The following is a 19715-nucleotide window of genomic DNA, read 5'->3' on the forward strand; positions in this document are numbered from 1 at the left end:
GGCATTGAGGCTCACACCGATGCCGTGGTGAGTCTGTCCACCTGGTCTGCATGACGGTCTCGATGCGGGTGATGAGCGCGGGCGACGGGTACAAGTACCTGATGCGCACGATCGCCGCCGCCGACGGCGACCGCTCCCTCTCGACCCCGTTGACCAGGTATTACACGGAAGAGGGAACACCACCGGGCACTTGGATCGGGTCGGCCCTTCGCGGCCTCGGAGACGGGCGGATCGCTCTCGGCGATGAGGTCTCGGAGTCGCAGTTGCAGTTGCTGATCGGGATGGGCCGCGATCCCGTCAGCGGCGACCCGCTCGGGCGGGCCTTCCCACGGTACGTCTCGGTCGCCGACCGGATCGAGAAGCGCGCCGCCGACCTCGACCCCGGCCTGGGGATGGGTGAGCGTGCCGAGCAGATCAGCCAGATCGAGGCCGAGGAGATCGAGCGGGGCAACCGCCGTGCGGTCGCGGGGTTCGACTACACGTTCTCGGTGCCGAAGTCCGTCTCCGTGCTGTGGGGCGTGGCCGACGCCGGCACGCAGGCCCTGATCGCCCAGGCGCATCACGAGGCGATCGCCGAGGTCGTGAACTTCATGGAGCGCGAGGTCGCCGCGACCCGCACCGGCTACACCGCCGCCGACGGCGCGGTCGCCCAGGTCGACGTGACCGGACTGATCGCCACGGCCTTCGATCACTACGACAGCCGCTCCGGGGACCCGCAGCTGCACACTCACGTCGTGATCTCCAACAAGGTCCAGACCGCGTTGGACGGACGATGGCGGTCACTGGATGGCCGCCCGATGCACGCGGCGGTCGTCGCGCTCTCGGAGCATTACAACGCGGTCCTGGCCGACCGCCTCACCGGCACGCTCGGCGTGGAGTGGGAGGCACGGGATCGGGGCCGGGACCGCAACCCGGCGTGGGAGATCACCGGGGTCAGCGAGGAGCTGGTCGAGGAGTTCTCCTCCCGCGCCCGCGATATCGACGCCGAAACCGACCGGCTCATCGCCGCCTACACCGCCGAGCACGGCCGCCGGCCCTCCGCACGGACGATCGTGCGCCTGCGCGCCCAGGCCACTCTCGCCACCCGGCCCGAGAAGCAGGTCCATTCCCTGGCCGACCTGACCGCTGGCTGGCGCGACCGGGCCGGCCAACTGCTGGGTGAGGACGCGACCGGCTGGGCCGGCAGCCTTCTCGCCGAGGCGCAGCAGGTGCGGCCGTTGCGGGCAGATGATGTGCCATTGGAGGTGATCTCCGAGCTCGGGCAGGCGGTGGTCGAGGTCGTCGGCGAGAAACGCTCGACCTGGCGGCGATGGAACCTGCACTCCGAAGCGAGCCGGCAGTCGATGGCATGGCGATTCGCGACCGCCAGCGACCGGGAGGCGATCGTGGGGATGATCGCCGATGCCGCCGAGCAGGCCTCACTGCGGCTGACGCCGCCCGAGCTCGCCACCAGCCCGGCCGCGTTCCGCCGCCCAGACGGCACCAGCGTGTTCCGGCCCCGCCACTCGACCGTGTTCTCCTCCACGGTGCTGCTGGAGGCCGAAGACCGTCTCCTGGAACGCTCCCGCACCCTGACCGGCCCGACCGTCGAGGTCGAGACGGTCGAGAAGATCACCGCGAAGCCCGACCAGGAAGGGCGCCTGCTCGGCGACGACCAGGCCGCAGCGCTCACCCAGATCGCGGTCTCCGGCCGTGTTCTCGACGTGCTGGTCGGCCCGGCAGGTGCCGGGAAGACCACCGCCATGTCGGCATTGCGGCGGGCATGGGAGAAGCAGCACGGCCACGGGACCGTGGTCGGGCTGGCTCCCTCTGCCGTGGCGGCGCAGGTCCTCGGCGATGATCTCGGGATCGCGACCGAGAACACGGCGAAGTGGTGGCAGAACCACCTTCTCCGCGGGGAGACGTTCCAGGCCGGGCAGCTCGTCATCATCGACGAAGCCAGCCTCGCGGGCACTCTGTCGCTGGAGCGCATCACCGGCCTCGCAGCCGAGACGGGCGCGAAAGTGCTGCTGGTCGGCGACTACGGACAGCTCCAATCCGTCGATGCGGGCGGGAGCTTCGGGATGCTCGTGGCCGACCGCGACGACGCCCCCGAGCTCGTGGACGTGCACCGCTTCGTCCACGAATGGGAGAAGACCGCCTCCCTCGATCTGCGCCACGGCCGCACCCGCGTGATCGACACCTACGCAGGTCACGGCCGCATCAGCGACGGCGATGCCGAGGACATGATCGATGCCGCCTACACCGCTTGGCGTGCCGACCGCGACGCCAGACGGGCCTCGGTGCTGATCGCCGAGACCCGTGAAGACGTGACCGCGCTCAACGCGAGGGCCCGCGCCGATCTCATCCTGGCCGGGAAGATCAAACCCGGCCGGGAGGTCGCACTGGCCGAGGGCACGTCCGCTGGCGTCGGGGACACGGTCATCACCCGCCGCAACGATCGACGCCTGCGCACCGGCACGGGCCGGGGATGGGTGCGCAACGGCGCGCGGTGGCAGGTCACCGACGTGCGCGATGACGGGTCGATCACGATCCGCAAGCCCGGCCGCAGGTTCGGGTCGATCGTGCTGCCGGCCGACTACGTGGCCGAGCACGTCGATCTGGGATACGCCGTCACTGCGCATAGGGCGCAGGGCATCACCGTCGATACCGCGCATGTGCTGGTCGAGCCGTCCTCGACCCGTGAGAACGTCTACGTCGCGATGACCCGCGGCCGCGAGTCCAACCACGCCTACGTCGTCCTCGACCGCCCCGACGACCACGCCGCACCGCACCCCTCGGACAACGAGGAAGCCACCGGCCGCTCGGTCCTCTACGGAGTGCTGCAGCACTCGGGAGCCGAGCTCTCCGCGCACGAGACGATCACCGCCGAGCAGGACCAGTGGGGCTCGATCGCCCAGCTCGCCGCCGAGTACGAAACCATCGCCGCAGCCGCCCAACACGACCGCTGGGCCGCCCTCATCCGCGACTCGGGCCTGACCGAAGAACAGGCCGACGCCACGCTGGGCTCGGTCGCGTTCGGAGCGCTGACTGCCGAGCTGCGCCGCGCCGAGGCCAACCACCACGACGTCGATACGCTCTTCCCGCGCCTGGTGGCTGCTCGCGGCTTCGATGACGCCGAGGACATCGCCAAGGTCATGCATTACCGTCTCGCACGCGCCACCGCCCAGCCGGCCGGGTCGGGGCGCATGAGGAAGACCCCGCGGCTGATCGCCGGCCTCATCCCGCACGTGCAGGGCCCGATCGCGGCAGACATGCTCCAGGCCTTGACCGAGCGACGAGAGCTGATCGAGACCCGCGCCGACGCGATCCTCGACACCGCCCGCCAGACCGGCGAACCGTGGACCCAGCCGCTCGGTGACCCGCCGTCCGGTGACCGCGAACAGGCACGCTGGCGACGTGACGCCCGGACCATCGCGGCCTACCGCGACCGCTATCAAATCAGCGACGACACCCCACTCGGCCCGGCACCCCAGAGCGCGGCGCAGAAGATTGACCGCGCCCGCGCAGCGGCAGCCATACGTCGGGTAGCTGCGGATACTCCTCAGACCGGAGACTCTGTCGCCCAACGTTCTGTCAGCGTCAGGAGGCAAGAACGATCCCTGTGACATCTGGTGACACTCACGCCAGAGGACCTCTTGGCTACAGCCGAAGAGGATAGGATGTGACTCAACCGCATGGCTGCGGCACGCGTAGCTATGACAGCAACTTCGACCTCATGGGCACCTCCGTTGAGCGTCTTCAGCTATCCACGGAGGTAACTGTCGGCAATGGCTACGAAGCTCCCAGTTCCTGAGACGATCCTTGAACTCGTCGTAGATCACACCGACAGTCTCTTACCATCTGCAACGTTTTGCGCCGGTTTCGAAGATGGAACATGGCGCTCCGATGACCTCAGCGTCGATCTGATCAATTGGGCAGCAGATTGGATTCTTCCTACGCAAGAACTGGAAGGGTACAACCACGCTACTGGCACAGCACTGCTCGGGAAGGCTCTCAGTCGTGTCTACGCCACCATTGACTTTGAGAGAAGAGGAGAAATTGGTGAACTCCTCCTTCACATGATTCTGCGCAAGTTCTATGGAAGTTCGAGACTTATATCCCGGATCTACTTCAAAGACGCTGCCAACGACACTGTCAAAGGTTTCGACTGTGCCCACATTGTCGATACAGGAGCCTCCGGGGAACTGGAACTCTGGCTTGGCGAATCGAAGCTCTATAAAGACAGCTACGGTGCAGCCAGCGCAATATATGATGAGCTGAAGCTACATCTCAGTCGCGACTACCTGCGGTACGAATTTGCCGCCATAACCGACAAGATTCCTGACGACTATCCTCACCGGGACAAGATCACCGCGCTGTTGTCTCGAAAGACCTCGTTGGACAGAACATTCAAGAGTGTCGTAGTTCCTATCTTCATTTCCTATGACAGCGAAGCTGCGGGCAGGCACAAGGAGAGCACTGAGGAGTACCTCGCTGATCTACGAACCGAGGTCATGAACAACTGGAAGAGTCTGCGAGACAGGTACGAGAACTGGACACTTCCTCGTCAGATCAGGGCACACGTGTTTTTCTTCCCAATGGACACCAAGGCCGAACTCACGTCCGCTTTCGATGGGAGGTTGAAAGCATGGCAGGCTCTCACGCAGAACTGACATCTCTGCTACGCGGTGAGGTTGACGACGCGTTTGAGATCCTATCCGATATTGCTGCTTTCACTTCAATTAATGGCATCGGATCTGAAAGCACGGATCTTGTAATTCGAGCGCTTGAGAAAATCAGTAGGACGGGACCCGAGGGCGAAATCCTTCGAAGTTTAGCAATGCTGCACGGACTGTACCCCTATGCCGTTCAAGGTGCAGACCATGACTCTCTTCGGGATGCGGTCATCATGGAAATGAACCGACCCAACCCAGCCTCTGAGACCGTCTTCCACCGCATTCAGTCTCAAGTATTTCACCGCCTGGTTGAAGGAGAGAATGTAATTCTCTCGGCGCCAACCAGCTTTGGAAAGAGTGTGGTTATAGATGCACTAGTTCAAACTGGCAGGTACAAGAACCTGGTACTCGTGGTTCCTACAATCGCACTTCTGGATGAGACCCGCCGACGCCTCTCCCAATTTCGTGAGTACAAGATTGTCACCCACCCGAACCAGGAGTTGAGTGAACGCAACATCCTGGTCATGACACAGGAGCGGTTGCTCGCGGTTCCTCAACTCCCTGCGGTTGATTTCTTCTTCATTGACGAGTTCTACAAGCTTGCGGAGGAGAGCGAAGGCACTCTAGAACAACGCGCATCAATGTTGAATCAGGCATTCTTGCGACTCGCTAAGACTGGCGCCCAGTTTTACTTTGCGGGTCCAGTCGTGGAGGGCCTCGCATCAGTCCTCCCTTCTAACCTTCGTGCTTCTTTCATCAGAACTGATTTCTCCACCGTTGCTGCTGACACCAGAAAACTCAAGGCTTCAAACGACGAAGAACGCCTCGCGATAGTAGCCGAACTGATTGGTTCGTCCTGTGACCCCACATTGGTATATTGCCAAAGCCCAGCAAAGACGCGAAAGGTTTTGGAAGCGCTGATCGAACAGCGGTCAAGTGGCGCGACCGTTAGTCGGGGCTTACCGGAAGTAGCCGAGTGGATCGAAGAGAACTACCATCCGGATTGGATTGTCTCAAGAGCGCTGCGACGTGGAGTGGGTGTGCATCATGGACGCCTTCCTCGTTGGCTCGCACAAAAGATGGTACAGGGATTCGAAGACGGTGATCTTGACACGCTTGTCTGCACGAACTCTCTGATCGAAGGAGTCAATACCCGAGCAAAACGCATCATAATTCTTGATCGCAAAGTTGCTAATAGGGCATACAACTACTTCACATTCGCCAACATACGTGGCCGTGTTGGCAGAATGTTTAAGCATTTCGTGGGTGAGATCGTGCTCTTTCATGATGCCCCGACGAGAGAGTTTCCCGAGATTGACATTCCTGGAGTCAGCCAAAGCGATATTGCCCCGAGTTCACTACTCGTGCAGATCGACGAAGGAGATTGGAGCGACGAGACCAGGGAGCGGGTGTCACCTGTATTAGAAGAGTCGGGCCTTAGCCTGAAGGTTCTGCGCTCGATAAAGGGTGTGGAACCGGAAGCTGCAACCGAGCTTGCGAAGCATATTCGCACGCTGCCCACGTCACGGCTTCAGCCGCTGCAGTGGTCTACTTCCTACCCAAAATGGGCGGAGCTTCGGGCAGTCTGCGAACTGATATGGAACTACATTCCTCCTTCGTATCATCGTGGGCACGGCGCATACAGCGCGCAGCAACTCGCTTATCAAGTCAATCAAGCGTCTCTCGTTGAAGGCCGAATGAAGGACATTATCGCGGGGTTTGTTGAGAACGAACATGATCAATCTTCCAGCGTTGACGAGAAGATTGAGGCGGCGTTCGATTTCGTGCGGTACTGGCTAGACCACAATTTTCCCACTGCGTTGAGGGCGCTCGATGTAGTCGTGAGCGAGATTCTTGAGGAGCGCGGATTGGAATCTGGGTCATTCGACGGTTTCGCGGCCCGAGTTGAGAGCATGTTCTCCGCTCCGCATCTCACTACGTTGGAGGAGTACGGCCTGCCTCTTGAGATATCGCGACAGTTGGTACGCGGACTTGGGAACTCCCGAAGTCTCGATGAGATGCTTGAAGCAATTCAGGCGTTGCGTGGCACAGAGAGAATACCGCTTACTAGTTTTGAACGTTCGCTTCTCGGAGAAGTAGTGGCAACGATTTAGTTTCCGCTGCACTCAACCCATCAACCGAGTGAAGGGCACCTCTGCCGGGATGACTGCGCTCCACAGAGACGGCTTCTCGCCCGTGTGGTCTCGACGTTTTCAGCGTGGCGATCCTAGAACTGACGAATTGTCGGCAACCCGAAAGAAGCGGGCTCCTGAGTCTCGAACGGCCGATAGGCTGCCTGGCGGTTCAGCAGCCGGCCTGGATCATCCAGCGAATCCAGCAGGGCGGTCACGTCCGCGGTATCGGTGATGATCTCGGCGCGTCCGCGCTTGATGAGCTCATGCGGACCCGCACTCGCCGCCGACGTGACCGGGCCGGGGACCGCTCCGACGGCGCGGCTATGCCGGTGGGCTTCTGTTGCCACCAGCAGCGATCCCGACCGGAAGCCTGCCTCTGGGATCACCGTCGCGCCCGAGAGCGCACCCAGCAGACGGGCGCGGGCCATGAACCGCCACCGGGTCGGCGTCGCCCCCGGAGGAGCCTCGCTGGCCAGCACCCCCAGATCGCCGATCCGGGCCAGCAGGTCCGAGTTCCCGCGCGGGTAGGGACGGTCAATGCCGCCGGCCAGTACCGCGATCGTGCCTCCACCGTCGGCGAGTGCCGACCGGTGTGCTGCGGCGTCGATGCCGTAGGCGCCGCCGGCGACGATGGTGCGCTCCTGTTGGGCCAGGTCTCCGGCGAGATGCCCGGCGACCTGGACGCCGTACTCGCTGGCCGCCCGGGAGCCGGTCATCGTGACCCGATCCGTGAGAGCGCCTGCGAGGAAGGAGGTCGCCCCGCGTGTCCACAGCAGGTACGGGGCGCGGGAGCCGAGGTCGTTGAGCGCGTGCGGCCAGTCCGTATCGGTCGGGATGAGCGTGGACATACCGGCTCGTTCCGCCTCCGCAACTCGTGCCGAGATGTCGCCCTCAATGCGCGGGGCGACGCGGTTGAGCCAGGCGATCGCATCGGCGCGGTTCATCTCCGGCACCGCGGCCTGGTCGTCTTCGAGCAGCCGGAGCGTCTCGACCCCGCCGAGTCGGTGCAGGATGCGGCCGGTGGCCGCGTCGTCAGGCTCGGCGATCATCGACAGCATCATCCGTGCCTGCCGCTCACCCTTCGCCTGCTCTGCCAGCTTCGCCATGATCTGTGTCCCTTCCCAGACGGTCACCGGCAAGGTGCACCGCCAGCGACCGAGCACGGCCCGCGGGGGCTACCGCGCGTCGTACGCGCGGCGTAGAGTGAGAAGCACAGAGGCAGATTCGCCCCTCACCATGTAGGCCCCCTTTTGGGGCCGTCCTTCGGGACACTCCACACGTACTGCCTCATCACAGTTGCGTGCTTGGAGGCATCATGTTCCGACTCATCTGGTTCGCCAGCATCCATATCCGCGTCTTCATGCGCCGCCGGATGCCGACCAACATCGTGCTCGACAAGGTCCGCACCCGTCGCGGCCTCAAGTGGGGCATCCCGGCGATGCTGCTCGCGATCCCGTACCTCTACGCCGCGAGCCTACTGACCGTCATCATCCGTGACGGCGGGCCGGGCTGGCTCAACCTCATCGTGCTGGTCGCGATCTGGTCGGGGCTCAAGTTGCTCTGGATCGGCCCCGTCAGCCTGGTTCTGCTTGCCCGCGTGCGCATCCACGAGCACACCGAGCGGCGCACGGAGCGTAACTCTCGGGAGCACGTTATCGCCGAACCGACGGTCTCGGCGTAGGAGTGCACGATGGGTAAGTACGTGAAGAAGACCTCGCGGCGTCGGTACGACGAACGACATTTCTCTATCAGGGCGGTGCATCGCGAACCACCCGATCTGCACAAGCTGTCGGAGATGCTGATCCGTCTCACGTTGCAGGAGATCGGAGAATCACGAGCCAGTCGTCGCGCCGAAGAGGTTCCCGAGACCTACCGAGAACCCACCCCCGCCGAAACAAGAAACGAGCACAGACCGCCGCAGGCCTGATCACCCCGGTCATCGGGATCAGCATTCGCGCCTGTCGCTCACGAAGCGGCAGGCGCGAACCTCTGTCTGCGGGGCGGGAGCCCTGGCCCGTCAGCTGATCGACTCGGACAGCTCCAGCCACCGCTCTTCGAGCTCGGCGACCTCGCCCTCCGCCTCGCGCAGCTCATCGGTATGGCCTTGCAGGCCCCCGTAGTCGCTCTGATCGTGGTCGGCGAGACGCTGATGGATGCGGTCGATGCTTCCCGACAGCTTCTCCAGCCGGCGTTCGATCGCGCCGATCTCCTTCTGCACCGCCCGGCGCTCCGCACCCGACAACTCCGAAGACGAAGGCGACGATGGTTTCTGTTCGGCGGCCTGGGCGCTCATCGGCGACGGGGTCACGGCCTGCTGCTCCTGCGCGGCTCGCAGCCGCAGGTACTCATCCACCCCGCCCGGCACATGCCGCAGCCCGTCGTCCAAGATGGCGTACTGCTGGTCCGTGACCCGCTCCAGCAGGTAGCGGTCGTGCGAGACCACGATCAGCGTGCCCGGCCAGGAGTCCAGTAGGTCTTCCAACGCGGCGAGCATGTCCGCATCAACGTCGTTCGTAGGCTCGTCTAGTAGCAGCAAGTTCGGCTCACTGAGCAGCAGCATCAGCAGCTGCAGCCGCCGCTTCTGCCCGCCGGAGAGGTCATCGACGCGTGCCGAGAGGTGTTCGCGGGCGAAGCCGAGCCGTTCCAGCAGCTGCGCCGGGGTGAGGTCTTTCCCGTCGATCTGGAACGTGGTCTTGGTGCGGGCCAGGACCTCGCGCACCCGGTCACCGCCGATATCGGCGAGCTGGGAGAACTGCTGATCGAGGATGCCGACCTGCACCGTCTTACCCCGCTTGACCCGTCCCTCGGTCGGCTCCAGGGTGCCGCAGATCAGTCCGAGCAGCGTCGACTTGCCCGCACCGTTCGCGCCCAAGATGCCGGTGCGCTCACCAGGGGCGATCCGCCAGGTCACGTCATCGAGGATCGTCCGGTCCCCGAAGCTCACGCTCGCGTCTTCCAGGTCCACGACCTGCTTGCCCAAACGTGCGACAGCGACCCGCTGCAACTCGATGGGGTTGCGCACCGGCGGCACGTCAGCGATCAGCTCGTTGGCCGCGTCGATCCGGAACTTCGGCTTCGACGTGCGCGCCGGAGCGCCTCGCCGCAGCCACGCCAGCTCCTTGCGCATCAGGTTCTGCCGCTTGCTCTCGGCCGCAGCGGCCATCCGATCTCGCTCGACCCGCTGGAGCACGTAGGCGGCGTAGCCGCCCTCGAACGGCTCGACCGTGCCGTCGTGCACCTCCCACGTCTCGGTGCAGACCTCATCGAGGAACCAGCGATCGTGCGTGATGACCAGCAGTCCGCCGCTGTTCTTGGGCCAGCGTCGCTTCATGTGCTCAGCCAGCCAAGCGATACCCTCCACATCAAGATGGTTCGTAGGCTCATCTAGCGCGATGAGCTCGTAGTCACCCACCAACAAGGCGGCGAGGGCCACGCGCCGCCGTTGCCCTCCGCTGAGTCGGCCGATCACCGCATCCCAGGAGATATCCGAGACCAGCCCGCCGATCACATCGCGGATGCGGGCATCGCTGGCCCACTCATGCTCCGGCGCGTCGCCGGCGATCGAGTACCCGACCGTGGCCTCCGGATCGAGGTCGTCACTCTGACCGAGCACGCCGAACCGCACGCCGCCGCGCCGGGTCACCCGACCCGCCTGCGGCTCGATCTGCCCCGAGAGCATCCCCAGCAGGCTCGACTTGCCGTCACCGTTGCGACCGACGATCCCGATCCGGTCGCCCTCCTCGATCCCGACCGAGAGCGAGTCGAAGACCACCCGCGTCGGGTACTCCAAGTGCAGCCCTTCGGCCCCCAGAAGCGGTGTAGCCATCAGCGACCACCCCTCCCGACCGGCGCGGTGCGACACGGCACGCCATACCGTCTCCCAAGGAGCCGACGTCGAGCATCAGGGCGTGACGTTGCCCTGCCACGACGGTAGAATCGAGGTGTCCGGAACGAACAACCCATCGAATTGTTGGGTTCGTCGAGGATCAGCACGTTCGGCGCGTCGAGCAGGATGAGCAGCAACTGCAGCCGCCGCTTCTGCCCGCCCGAGAGGTCGCGGACCGGGGTCGAGAGTTGCGCGCCGTCGAAGCCGAGCCGTTCGAGCAGCTGTGACGGCGACAGCTCCTGTGCCTTCGATCCGGAACCGAAGGTGTACGTGGTCTGCAACTGCGCGATGACCACCCGCACCGGGTCGTCGAGGTACCGGTCGAGGTCGTCGAGGCGTTGGGTCAGGGTGGCGACCTTGACCGTCTTGCCGCGTTTGACCCGGCCGCCGGTCGGTTCCACGGTTCCGGCGATGAGGCCGAGCAGCGTCGACTTGCCCGCGCCGTTGACCCCGAGGATGCCGGTGCGCTCACCGGGCGCCAGCCGCCACTCGACGCCGTCGAGGACGTTGCGGTCACCGTAGGAGACCGACACGTCGAGCAGGTCGACGACGTCCTTGCCCAGACGAGCGGTGGCCAGTGACTGCAGGGCGACCGTGTCGCGGACCGGTGGGACATCGGCGATGAGGGCATTGGCCGCGTCGATGCGGAACTTCGGCTTCGACGTCCGGGCCGGCGCGCCGCGGCGGAGCCAGGCCAGTTCCTTGCGGGCGAGATTCTGTCGTCGTGCCTCGATGGCGGCGGCCTGCCGGTCCCGTTCCACCCGCTGCAGGATGTACGCCGCGTAGCCACCCTCGAAGGGTTCGACGATGCGGTCGTGGACCTCCCAGGTGACCGTGCACACCTCGTCGAGGAACCACCGGTCGTGGGTGACCACCAGCAGTCCGCCGGCGTTGGCCGGCCAGCGTCGCTTCAGGTGGTCGGCGAGCCAGGTGATGGCCTCGACGTCGAGGTGGTTGGTCGGCTCGTCGAGCGCGAGGACGTCATGCTCGCCCGCGAGGAGGCGTGCCAGCGACACGCGGCGGCGCTGACCACCCGACAACGAACTGGTGGGCGCTGTCCATTCGACGTCGCCGAGCAACCCGCCAATGACGTCGCGGACCTTCGCGTCACCCGCCCATTCGTGTTCGGGACGGTCGCCGACGACGGCGTGCCCGACGGTCTCGTCGTCGTCGAAGACGTCGACCTGGTCCAGCACGCCGATGCGGACGCCGCCGCGGACGGTGACGCGACCGGAATCGGGTTGCATCCGTCCGGCGAGCATCGCCAGCAGGCTCGACTTACCGTCGCCGTTTCGGCCCACGATGCCGATCCGGTCGCCCTCGTTGACCCCGAGGGACACCGACTCGAAGACCTTGGTGGTCGGGTATTCGAGGCCTAGGGTTTCCGCGCCGAGTAGATGAGCCACCCGACAAACGCTAGTGGGTGACCGGTCTCGGCCTAACGGCGGATGGCCCCGTTGATCATGGCCGCGAACGCGACGGCGCCGGCCTGGTTGACGTGGAAGGGCAGCGCGATCCGATTCGACAGCGCGCTCTCGTACCAGGGGTTGATGAGGTTGCAGGCATCGTGTCCCGCCGATCCTCGGTTGGCGTCGATGAAGGTGCCGCCGACCTTGGTCGACGCCCGCCAGAGCGCGCCGTTGGCGCGGTTGAAGACCTTGCGCATCCACCGGGCGTCGGGGTCACTCAGCGGGACCAGCGGCCAGCACCCGGTGAACCCGATGAAGCCGCCCAGGCCGACGACGATGATCTGGGCGTGCGGCGCCTTGTTCCGGATCGCGCGCAGAGCGGGGGTGACGCGGTTCTCCATGAGTTCGATCCGCCACCGGACCTCGTTCTCGAGGGCACGGTTGTGGCGGCAGCGCCGGTCGGTGAACGCCGGGGTACGGCACTGGCCGAAGATCGCGCCCCACCGCATGTCGTTGCCGCCGATGCTCACGGTGATCAGCTGGGCGTCGCGCGGAACCAGGTGCAGCTGAATGGGTTTCGTGCCACCGCTGGTGTGCTGCGGGGCCCGGTGCAGGTGTGCCGACTGCGCGCCCGCACACGAGGCGTCGATGAAGCGTCGCGGCAGGGTCGCGGCGGCGACGAGGGTGGGGTAGTTGAACGCCGACCGCTTGCATCCGCCGAAGTAGGCGGGCGTCGGGGTGTAGAAGCTGCCGGACGCACGCGAATCACCGAGAGCGACGTAGGTACCGCCGGTGTAGCGCGTCGGGGCCGCCTGCGCGGGCGCGGCCACCGCCGCCATCATCGACACCACGAACGCGGTGACCAGCACCGTCGCCAAGATCTGGACCCCGCCCCGAAACCTGCCTACCACCGAACACCGCTTCCACTGCCCACCGAGTTTGCTCAGGGAATCTTAAGGCACGACCTCGGGTCCGACGACAGAGTGCGGGATCCGTATTGGAAACCGGCACGAATCCCGCACTCTGCGGGAAGTGGAACCGGCGCGATCCCGGGTGCGTCTACAACCACATGGCTACTGCACCTGCGTTGCGGACCTTCATCCTCACGCGCGACGGCGTGATCACCGCGGCGCAGGCCCGCGAGCACGGTCTCAGTCGTGCCTCGGTGGCCCGGCGGGTGAAGTCCGGTGAGTGGGTTCGTGCGAGTTCCGGCGTCTATCGCCTGGCCGATCATCCGGTGACCGCACGGACCCGGACCCGACTGGCGACCCTGCAGGTCTCCGCGGACGCCGTTCTCAGCGGACTCGCGGCGGCGTGGTGGCACGGCCTCGTGACCAAGCGGCCGACGACGATCACCGTCACCGCTCCCCGAAGCTGGCACGGTTCGCCGGAGAAGGGGACGGTGGTCATCCGGAGATCCCTCGACGCGGCCGACGTCGTGGTCGAGAAGGGACTCACGGTGACCGCGGTGCCGTTGTCCGTCCTCGAAGGCGCCGTTGAAGGAAAGATGGACGTACTCGACCGGGCACTTCAGAACAAGAAGGTCACGGTTGACGCTCTCCTCGAGACCTACCAGCGGCGGCGCCGCTGCCGTGGTGCAACCGAGATGGCGAAGATGCTCGTGCTCGTCGGTTCTGGTGCCCGTTCGGCTGCCGAACGGCTGACCGTGAAACTGTTCGCCGAGCACGACATAGCGGGTTGGGTCGCCAACCACCCGGTGTCCGGTTACGAAATCGACTTCGCCTTCGTCGGGAGGAAGGTGGCGGTCGAGATCGACGGTATGGCTCATCACCGGGACGCCGAAGCGTTCCAGCACGACCGCACCCGCCGCAACACCCTCATCGCCCTGGGCTGGACGGTGTTGAACTTCACCTGGGCGGATCTCGTGGAACGCCCGGGATACGTCGCGTCGCAGGTGCGACGAGCGACCGTCTGATCACCCTCCGCAAAGTGCGGGATTCGTACTGGAAACCGTTACGAATCCCGCACTTTGGAAGAGCTCTGGACCACCTACAGGCCGAGATCCTTGGCGATGATCGTCTTCATGACCTCGCTGGTGCCGCCGTAGATCCGCGTGACGCGGGTGTCGGCGTAGAGCCGGGCGATGGGGTACTCCAGGACATAGCCGTACCCGCCGTGCAACTGCAGGCACTTGTCGATGACCTTGCCGGCGGTCTCGGTGGCGAACAGTTTCGCGCGAGCAGCATCGGGGACGGTGAGCTCACCCTCGTTGTGGAGTTCGAGTGCGCGGTCGACGAACTGCCGGATGGCCTCGACCTCGGCGGAGCACTCGGCGAGGACGAACTTGGTGTTCTGGAACGCCGCAACGGGTTTGCCGAAGACGTCGCGCTCCTTGGTGTAGGCGATCGCGTGCTGGACGGCCGCGGCGGCGGTGGCCGACGCCCCGATGGCGATGGTGAGTCGTTCCTGCGCGAGATTGTGCGCCAGGTACGAGAAGCCGGCACCCTCCTCGCCGAGCCGGTCCTCGACCGGCACCTTGACCGAGCTGAACGAGAGCTCGGCGGTGTCGGAGGCCTTGAGGCCGATCTTCTCGATCCTGCGTCCGACGGCGAAACCCTCCGACGAGGTGTCGACCACCAGGATCGACAGGCCCGCACGACGATTCGACTCGTCGAACGGTGCGGTCCGGGCGACGACCAGGATGCGGTCGGCCAAGGCGCCGCCGGTGATGAACGTTTTCGCGCCGTCGAGCACGTAGTGCGACCCGTCCTCGGACAGCTTGGCGGTGGTCGAGATGTTGGCGAGGTCCGACCCGGTGCCGGGTTCGGTCATGGCGATCGCGAACATGAGTTCGCCGGAACAGAATCCGGGCAACCACCGCTGCTTCTGCTCGTCGGTGGCGTACTCGACGAGGTAGGGGAGGATCAGGTTCGAGTGCACCGAGTAACTGCCGAAGGTGACACCGGCCGCCGATGTCTCCTCCGCGATCACCATCGAATAGGTGAAGTCCGAGACGCCACCGCCCCCGAACTCCTCGGGTGCCTCGATGCCCAGGACGCCGAGTTCGCCCAGCCTGTTGTAGAACTCACGCGGCGGATGGCCCTGCTTCTCCCAATCGTGGTACACCGGCGCGACCTCTTTGGCGATGAAGTCACGGATGGTCTTGCGGAAGGACTCATGGTCCTCGGTGAAGATGCGACGCTGCATTGGTCCCTCGAAACTGTTGTGGGCGGACGGGTCTGACGACATTCACCTCAAGTGGTCATCGCTCCTGATATTCGCGTAGGAGCCCCTTGGAGATGATCTGTTTCTGGATCTCGCTGGTGCCCTCGCCGATCAGCAGGAAGGGCGCGTCGCGCATGAGGCGCTCGATCTCGAATTCCTTCGAGTAGCCGTAACCGCCGTGGATGCGGAAGCTGGCCTGGGTGACCTCGGCGCAGTACTCACTGCACAAGTACTTGGCCATCCCGGCGGCGACGTCGTTGCGCTCGCCGGAGTCTTTCAGTCGTGCCGCATTGACCATCATCAGGTGTGCCGCCTCGACCTTCGTCGCCATCTCGGCCAGCGAGAACGCAACGGCCTGGTGCTCGGCGATGGGTTTGCCGAAGGTGGACCGCTGCTGCGCGTACTTCACCGCGAGTTCGAAGGCGCGCTGGGCGATTCCGCAGGCGCGGGCCGACACGTTGACGCGCCCGACCTCGACGCCGTCCATCATGTGCGCGAAACCGCGGCCCGGTTCGCCGCCGAGGATGTCGGTGGCGGGCGCGCGGTAACCGTCGAAGATCAGTTCGGTGGTGTCGATGCCCTTGTAGCCCATCTTGTCCAGCTTGCGCGGGATGGTCAGGCCTGGGAGTACCTCGCCGAAGCCGGCCGGCTTCTCCACCAGGAACGTCGTGAGGTTCTTGTGCGGCTTCTCGTTGCCCTCCTCGGTACGGACAAGAGCGGCAACGAGAGTCGACGACCCGCCGTTGGTCAGCCACATCTTCTGGCCGTTGATGACGTATCCGTCGTCTCCGTCCCGCTTCGCGCTGGTCTTGATCGCCGCGACGTCGGACCCCAGTTCCGGTTCGGACATCGAGAACGCGCCGCGCACCTCGCCCGTCGCCATGCGGGGGAGGAAGCGCTGTTTCTGCTCGTCGGTCCCGTGCTGGCGGATCATGTACGCCACGATGAAGTGGGTGTTGATCACCCCCGAGACGCTCATCCATCCACGTGCGAGCTCTTCGACGCACAGCGCGTAGGTCAGCAGCGACTCGCCGAGTCCGCCGTACTCCTCGGGGATCATCAGGCCGAAGAGGCCCATCTCGGCCATGCCGTCGACGATGGCTTGCGGATACTCGTCGGCGTGCTCGAGTTCCTGAGCGGTGGGGATGATCTGCTTGTCGACGAACGAGCGGACGTTGGCCAGGATCTCCGTCTGGATCTCGGTGAGGCCCAGGGTCTGCGCGAGGCGGGTCATGGTGGCTGTTCTCCGAAGTCGGTCGGGGTGCGCTCGCACCGTCGGGCGGACGTGGTGCGCGACTCGCCACGCGTCCGTCTCACAGCATGCCCGGCGGCGGCCCGGCGAAGTAGTCGCGGTGAACTAAGGGAGCGATAGCGCGAGCCAATGGCTCTCGGGTGCGCCACCGGCGCCTATCGATCCGATAGCCATCGCCGATGACCCCTCTCGCATCGCCGTGTCCTCAACACATAGGCAGCGACAGTCAGGTCGTTCGCCGAGCGAACGTTGTCAGAGGGGTTCGACCCTGGTTTGAATCGGAACGGATGTGAGCCATAACACTGACGGAGCGCATCGCAACCCAGATCACTCGGCTGGAAGAGGTAATGCCATGACGGTCTCCACCGCCTCCGGATCAGGAGCCGGCGACAAGCCCGGGTCAGCGGCGCGCACGGGACCCGATGGTCCCGCCCACACCGTCGACTTCGAAGCGGCCCAGACGCCGCGTGGTCTCGGCCCGCGCGGCGAATCACGCGCCGGCGCCTGGGGTCTCACGGCTCTGCTGGTCAGCCTCTACGTGATCAACTACGCCGACAAGGCGGTGCTGGGCATCATCGCGCAACCCTCGCGAGGAGCTGGGTCTGAGCTCCTCGCAGATCGGTCTCGTCGGCAGCCTGTTCTTCCTCACGTTCACGATCGGCGGCTTCTTCGCGGGACTGCTCAACCGCTGGATGACCCTGCGCTGGTCGCTGGTCGCTGGTCCTCCTGGCCCTGTGCTGGGCCGCGGCCATGCTCCCCATGGTGGTCGTGGCGTCGTTCGCGGTCCTCGTCCTCAGTCGGCTGTTCCTCGGTCTCGCCGAAGGTCCGAGCTCGGCGCTCCTGCACACCGCGGCCTACTCCTGGCATCCGCCGGCCCGGCGCGCCTTGCCCGGTGCCCTCCTCGCCGGTGCCGCGTCAATCTCGAAGATCGCGATCGCTCCGCTGCTCGCCGTGATCACAGTGAGCTTCGGGTGGCGCTGGGCACTGATCGCCCTCGCCGCCGGTGGTCTTATCTGGTGTGTCATCTGGCTCTCGACGTGGCGCAACGGCCCGTACATCGCTAGTGGGAAGACCACCGCGAGCGCCGACGCCGAACCCGCGACGCCGTGGATCTCGATCTTCCGCTCACGCACCTTCGTCACCGGCGCGCTCGTCGTGATGAGCGTATATGCGCTGGTCAGTGTCGTGCTCACGTGGTTGCCGTCGTACTTCGAAGAGGGGCTGGGCTACAGCCGCCTGCAGTCCGGGTCGATGTTCGCGTTCCCCTCGATCGTCGGCCTGCTCCTGATGGTGCTGAGTTCGATCACGAGTGACCGGATGATCTCGAAAGGGGCGACCTCGCGGATGCTGCGCATCGTCGTGCCGTCGGTCGGGGTTCTCGTCTCCGGCGTCCTGCTGTTCCTGCTGCCCTCGGTCGGCACACCGATCGTCGCGGTCGCGATCCTGTCGATCGGTTATGGATTCGCGGCCACGGTGTTCCCGCTGTTCAACGCGGCCGTCGCCGAGATCTGCCCGCCCCGGCAGACCGCCGGAACGCTGGGTGTCTTCCTGGCGATCATGGCGATCGGCGGTCTCGTCGCGCCGTACGCGACGGGTGTCATCGTCGACGCGGCCGCCACGCCGGCCGAGGGTTACGCCACCGCGTTCCAGGTGCTCGGAATCGTCGCCGCGGTGTGCGCGGTGCTCGCGCTGGTCTTCGCCGATCCCGAGCGCGATCGTGCTCGGTTGCGTCCGCACGCGCCGGCCGTCGAAGGCGCCACCTCGTGACGTGCGCGTCCCATAGGTAGGGCCTCATCGACTGTGAGTGTGAATCGACTTGTCTGCCAAGCGCCCCGGTGGTCGGCTCGTCACAACGGGCGATCGGCGTCCGCCGGCGTGGTGCACGTCGGACACAACTTCATCCCTTGCCCTGACATCGAGGAGTCCCCATGCGTGATGCAGTGATCGTCGACGCGGTCCGCGCGCCCATCGGCCGCCGCCGCGGCGCCCTGTCCGGTATCCATCCCGCCGACCTGTCCGCCCATGTACTGGAGGCGCTCGTCGAGCGGACCGGCATCGATCCGGCCGTCGTCGACGACGTCGTCTGGGGATGTGTCAGCCAAGCCGCCGAGCAGGCGGGCAATGTCGCCCGGACGGCCGTGCTCGCCGCCGGCTGGCCCGAGAGCGTCCCCGGAACCACCGTGACGCGCGCCTGCGGGTCCAGCCAGCAGGCGGTCAGCATGGCGGCCGCGGCGGTGGTGTCCGGCCAGCAGGATGTCGTGATCGCCGGCGGGGTCGAGTCGATGAGCCGGGTCCCGATGGGCAGCGCCGCACCGAATGGCGAGCATCAGCCGCCCACGGTCCTCGACCGTTACGGCGTCGACAAGTTCAGCCAGGGGATCGGCGCCGAGATGGTCGCCGCGAAATGGGGATTGGACCGCACCCGCCTCGACGAGTACTCGCTGCGCTCGCACGAACTCGCTGCGCAGGCGGCCGACCGCGGTGCGTTCGACGCCCAATTGGCGCCGATCCCGGGGGTACTCGAGGGGGACGAGGGCATCCGCCGCGGTGGGACGCTCGAATCGCTCGCCAAGCTCAAGCCGGCCTTCAGCGAGGACGGCGTGATCCACGCCGGCAACTCCTCGCAGATCTCCGACGGGTCGGGTGCCCTGCTGATCATGTCCGGCGAGACCGCGAAGTCGCACGGTCTCACGCCGATCGTCCGCATCCACACCGCGGTCGTCGCCGCCGATGACCCGGTGATCATGCTGACCGGGCCGATCCCGGCCACGGCCAAGGCGCTCAAGCGCTCGGGATTGTCGATCGACGACATCGGGGCCTTCGAGATCAACGAGGCGTTCGCCCCGGTTCCGCTTGCGTGGCAGGCAGAGACGGGTGCCGACATCGAGCGTCTCAACCCGCTCGGCGGTGCGATCGCCGTCGGTCACCCGCTCGGCGGCTCGGGCGCCATCCTCATGACCCGGCTCGTCCACCACATGCGCGACAACGGAATCCGGTACGGACTGCAGTCGATGTGCGAGGCCGGTGGCATGGCCAACACCACCATCCTCGAACTGCTCTGATTCGAAAGAAGCGCAGCACCGCTGGCCCTCCTGCTCCCTGCTCCCTGATCCGAAAGAAGCGACCCCATCCCATTGCTCCCTGAGGTGTGAGGAGCGATAGCCGCCGGGCCGAGCAAGCGACGAAGGA

The 19715-nt window shown here is 65.5% G+C and carries 12 protein-coding genes and 2 pseudogenes; 8 read left to right on the forward strand and 6 right to left on the reverse strand.

Going from position 1 to position 19715, the window contains the following annotated elements; all coding sequences use genetic code 11:
- The first annotated feature begins 50 nt into the window (after nucleotides 1-50).
- From mobF to LEL84_RS22480, 3 genes are all read left to right on the forward strand, one after another.
- A complete protein-coding gene (mobF, locus tag LEL84_RS22470; RefSeq protein WP_162909124.1) occupies nucleotides 51-3608 on the forward strand; it encodes a MobF family relaxase in 3558 nt (1185 codons plus the stop codon).
- A gap of 162 nt (nucleotides 3609-3770) precedes the next feature.
- On the forward strand, nucleotides 3771-4655 hold the full coding sequence (locus LEL84_RS22475) for a DUF1837 domain-containing protein (RefSeq protein WP_119297045.1): 885 nt from the start codon (nucleotides 3771-3773) through the stop codon (nucleotides 4653-4655).
- Nucleotides 4631-6772 carry a DEAD/DEAH box helicase gene (locus LEL84_RS22480; RefSeq protein ID WP_119297044.1) on the forward strand — a complete coding sequence of 714 codons (2142 nt, stop codon included), beginning with the start codon at nucleotides 4631-4633 and terminating at the stop codon, nucleotides 6770-6772. Before LEL84_RS22475 ends, LEL84_RS22480 begins: the two co-directional genes overlap by 25 nt.
- A gap of 113 nt (nucleotides 6773-6885) precedes the next feature.
- Here LEL84_RS22480 and LEL84_RS22485 read toward each other — a convergent pair whose 3' ends face one another.
- Nucleotides 6886-7899: a DNA-processing protein DprA gene (locus tag LEL84_RS22485; protein WP_225984160.1), complete on the reverse strand. Its 1014-nt coding sequence runs from the start codon at nucleotides 7897-7899 to the stop codon at nucleotides 6886-6888.
- Nucleotides 7900-8108: 209 nt separating this feature from the next.
- Here LEL84_RS22485 and LEL84_RS22490 point away from each other — a divergent pair, with 209 nt between their 5' ends.
- Together LEL84_RS22490 and LEL84_RS22495 are read left to right on the forward strand one after the other, a co-directional pair.
- The gene (locus LEL84_RS22490; RefSeq protein WP_119297043.1) at nucleotides 8109-8474 is read left to right on the forward strand and encodes a sulfate permease; all 366 of its coding nucleotides are present in this window, start codon (nucleotides 8109-8111) and stop codon (nucleotides 8472-8474) included.
- 9 nt (nucleotides 8475-8483) lie between these two features.
- Nucleotides 8484-8720, forward strand: a complete 237-nt coding sequence (locus LEL84_RS22495) for a hypothetical protein (RefSeq protein ID WP_119297042.1) — start codon at nucleotides 8484-8486, stop codon at nucleotides 8718-8720.
- Between the two features lie 90 nt (nucleotides 8721-8810).
- Here LEL84_RS22495 and LEL84_RS22500 read toward each other — a convergent pair whose 3' ends face one another.
- The 3 genes and pseudogenes from LEL84_RS22500 to LEL84_RS22510 form a co-directional block, all read right to left on the reverse strand.
- Entirely contained in the window at nucleotides 8811-10619 is a 1809-nt protein-coding gene (locus LEL84_RS22500) for an ABC-F family ATP-binding cassette domain-containing protein (protein WP_119297048.1), read from the reverse strand.
- A gap of 134 nt (nucleotides 10620-10753) precedes the next feature.
- Nucleotides 10754-12085: pseudogene (locus tag LEL84_RS22505) on the reverse strand (ABC-F family ATP-binding cassette domain-containing protein); the annotation flags it as partial.
- A gap of 32 nt (nucleotides 12086-12117) precedes the next feature.
- Nucleotides 12118-12930: an SGNH/GDSL hydrolase family protein gene (locus LEL84_RS22510; RefSeq protein WP_413466995.1), complete on the reverse strand. Its 813-nt coding sequence runs from the start codon at nucleotides 12928-12930 to the stop codon at nucleotides 12118-12120.
- 227 nt (nucleotides 12931-13157) lie between these two features.
- Between LEL84_RS22510 and LEL84_RS22515 the strand changes: the two genes are divergently transcribed.
- On the forward strand, nucleotides 13158-14024 hold the full coding sequence (locus tag LEL84_RS22515; protein WP_226512804.1) for a type IV toxin-antitoxin system AbiEi family antitoxin domain-containing protein: 867 nt from the start codon (nucleotides 13158-13160) through the stop codon (nucleotides 14022-14024).
- 74 nt (nucleotides 14025-14098) lie between these two features.
- Here LEL84_RS22515 and LEL84_RS22520 read toward each other — a convergent pair whose 3' ends face one another.
- Entirely contained in the window at nucleotides 14099-15256 is a 1158-nt protein-coding gene (locus LEL84_RS22520) for an acyl-CoA dehydrogenase family protein (protein ID WP_058251440.1), read from the reverse strand.
- Nucleotides 15257-15311: 55 nt separating this feature from the next.
- Nucleotides 15312-16508: an acyl-CoA dehydrogenase family protein gene (locus LEL84_RS22525; protein WP_068972399.1), complete on the reverse strand. Its 1197-nt coding sequence runs from the start codon at nucleotides 16506-16508 to the stop codon at nucleotides 15312-15314.
- A 370-nt stretch (nucleotides 16509-16878) separates the two neighbouring features.
- On the opposite strand from LEL84_RS22525, the pseudogene LEL84_RS22530 reads away from it, so the two are divergent.
- Both LEL84_RS22530 and LEL84_RS22535 read left to right on the forward strand, forming a co-directional pair.
- Nucleotides 16879-18293: pseudogene (locus LEL84_RS22530) on the forward strand (MFS transporter).
- 161 nt (nucleotides 18294-18454) lie between these two features.
- Nucleotides 18455-19588, forward strand: coding sequence for a thiolase family protein (locus LEL84_RS22535; RefSeq protein WP_211538219.1), 1134 nt, complete (start codon nucleotides 18455-18457; stop codon nucleotides 19586-19588).
- Nucleotides 19589-19715: the final 127 nt, after the last annotated feature.

This window comes from Gordonia sp. WA4-43, from assembly GCF_020520305.1.
GTDB classification, from domain to species: Bacteria; Actinomycetota; Actinomycetes; order Mycobacteriales; family Mycobacteriaceae; genus Gordonia; species Gordonia hongkongensis.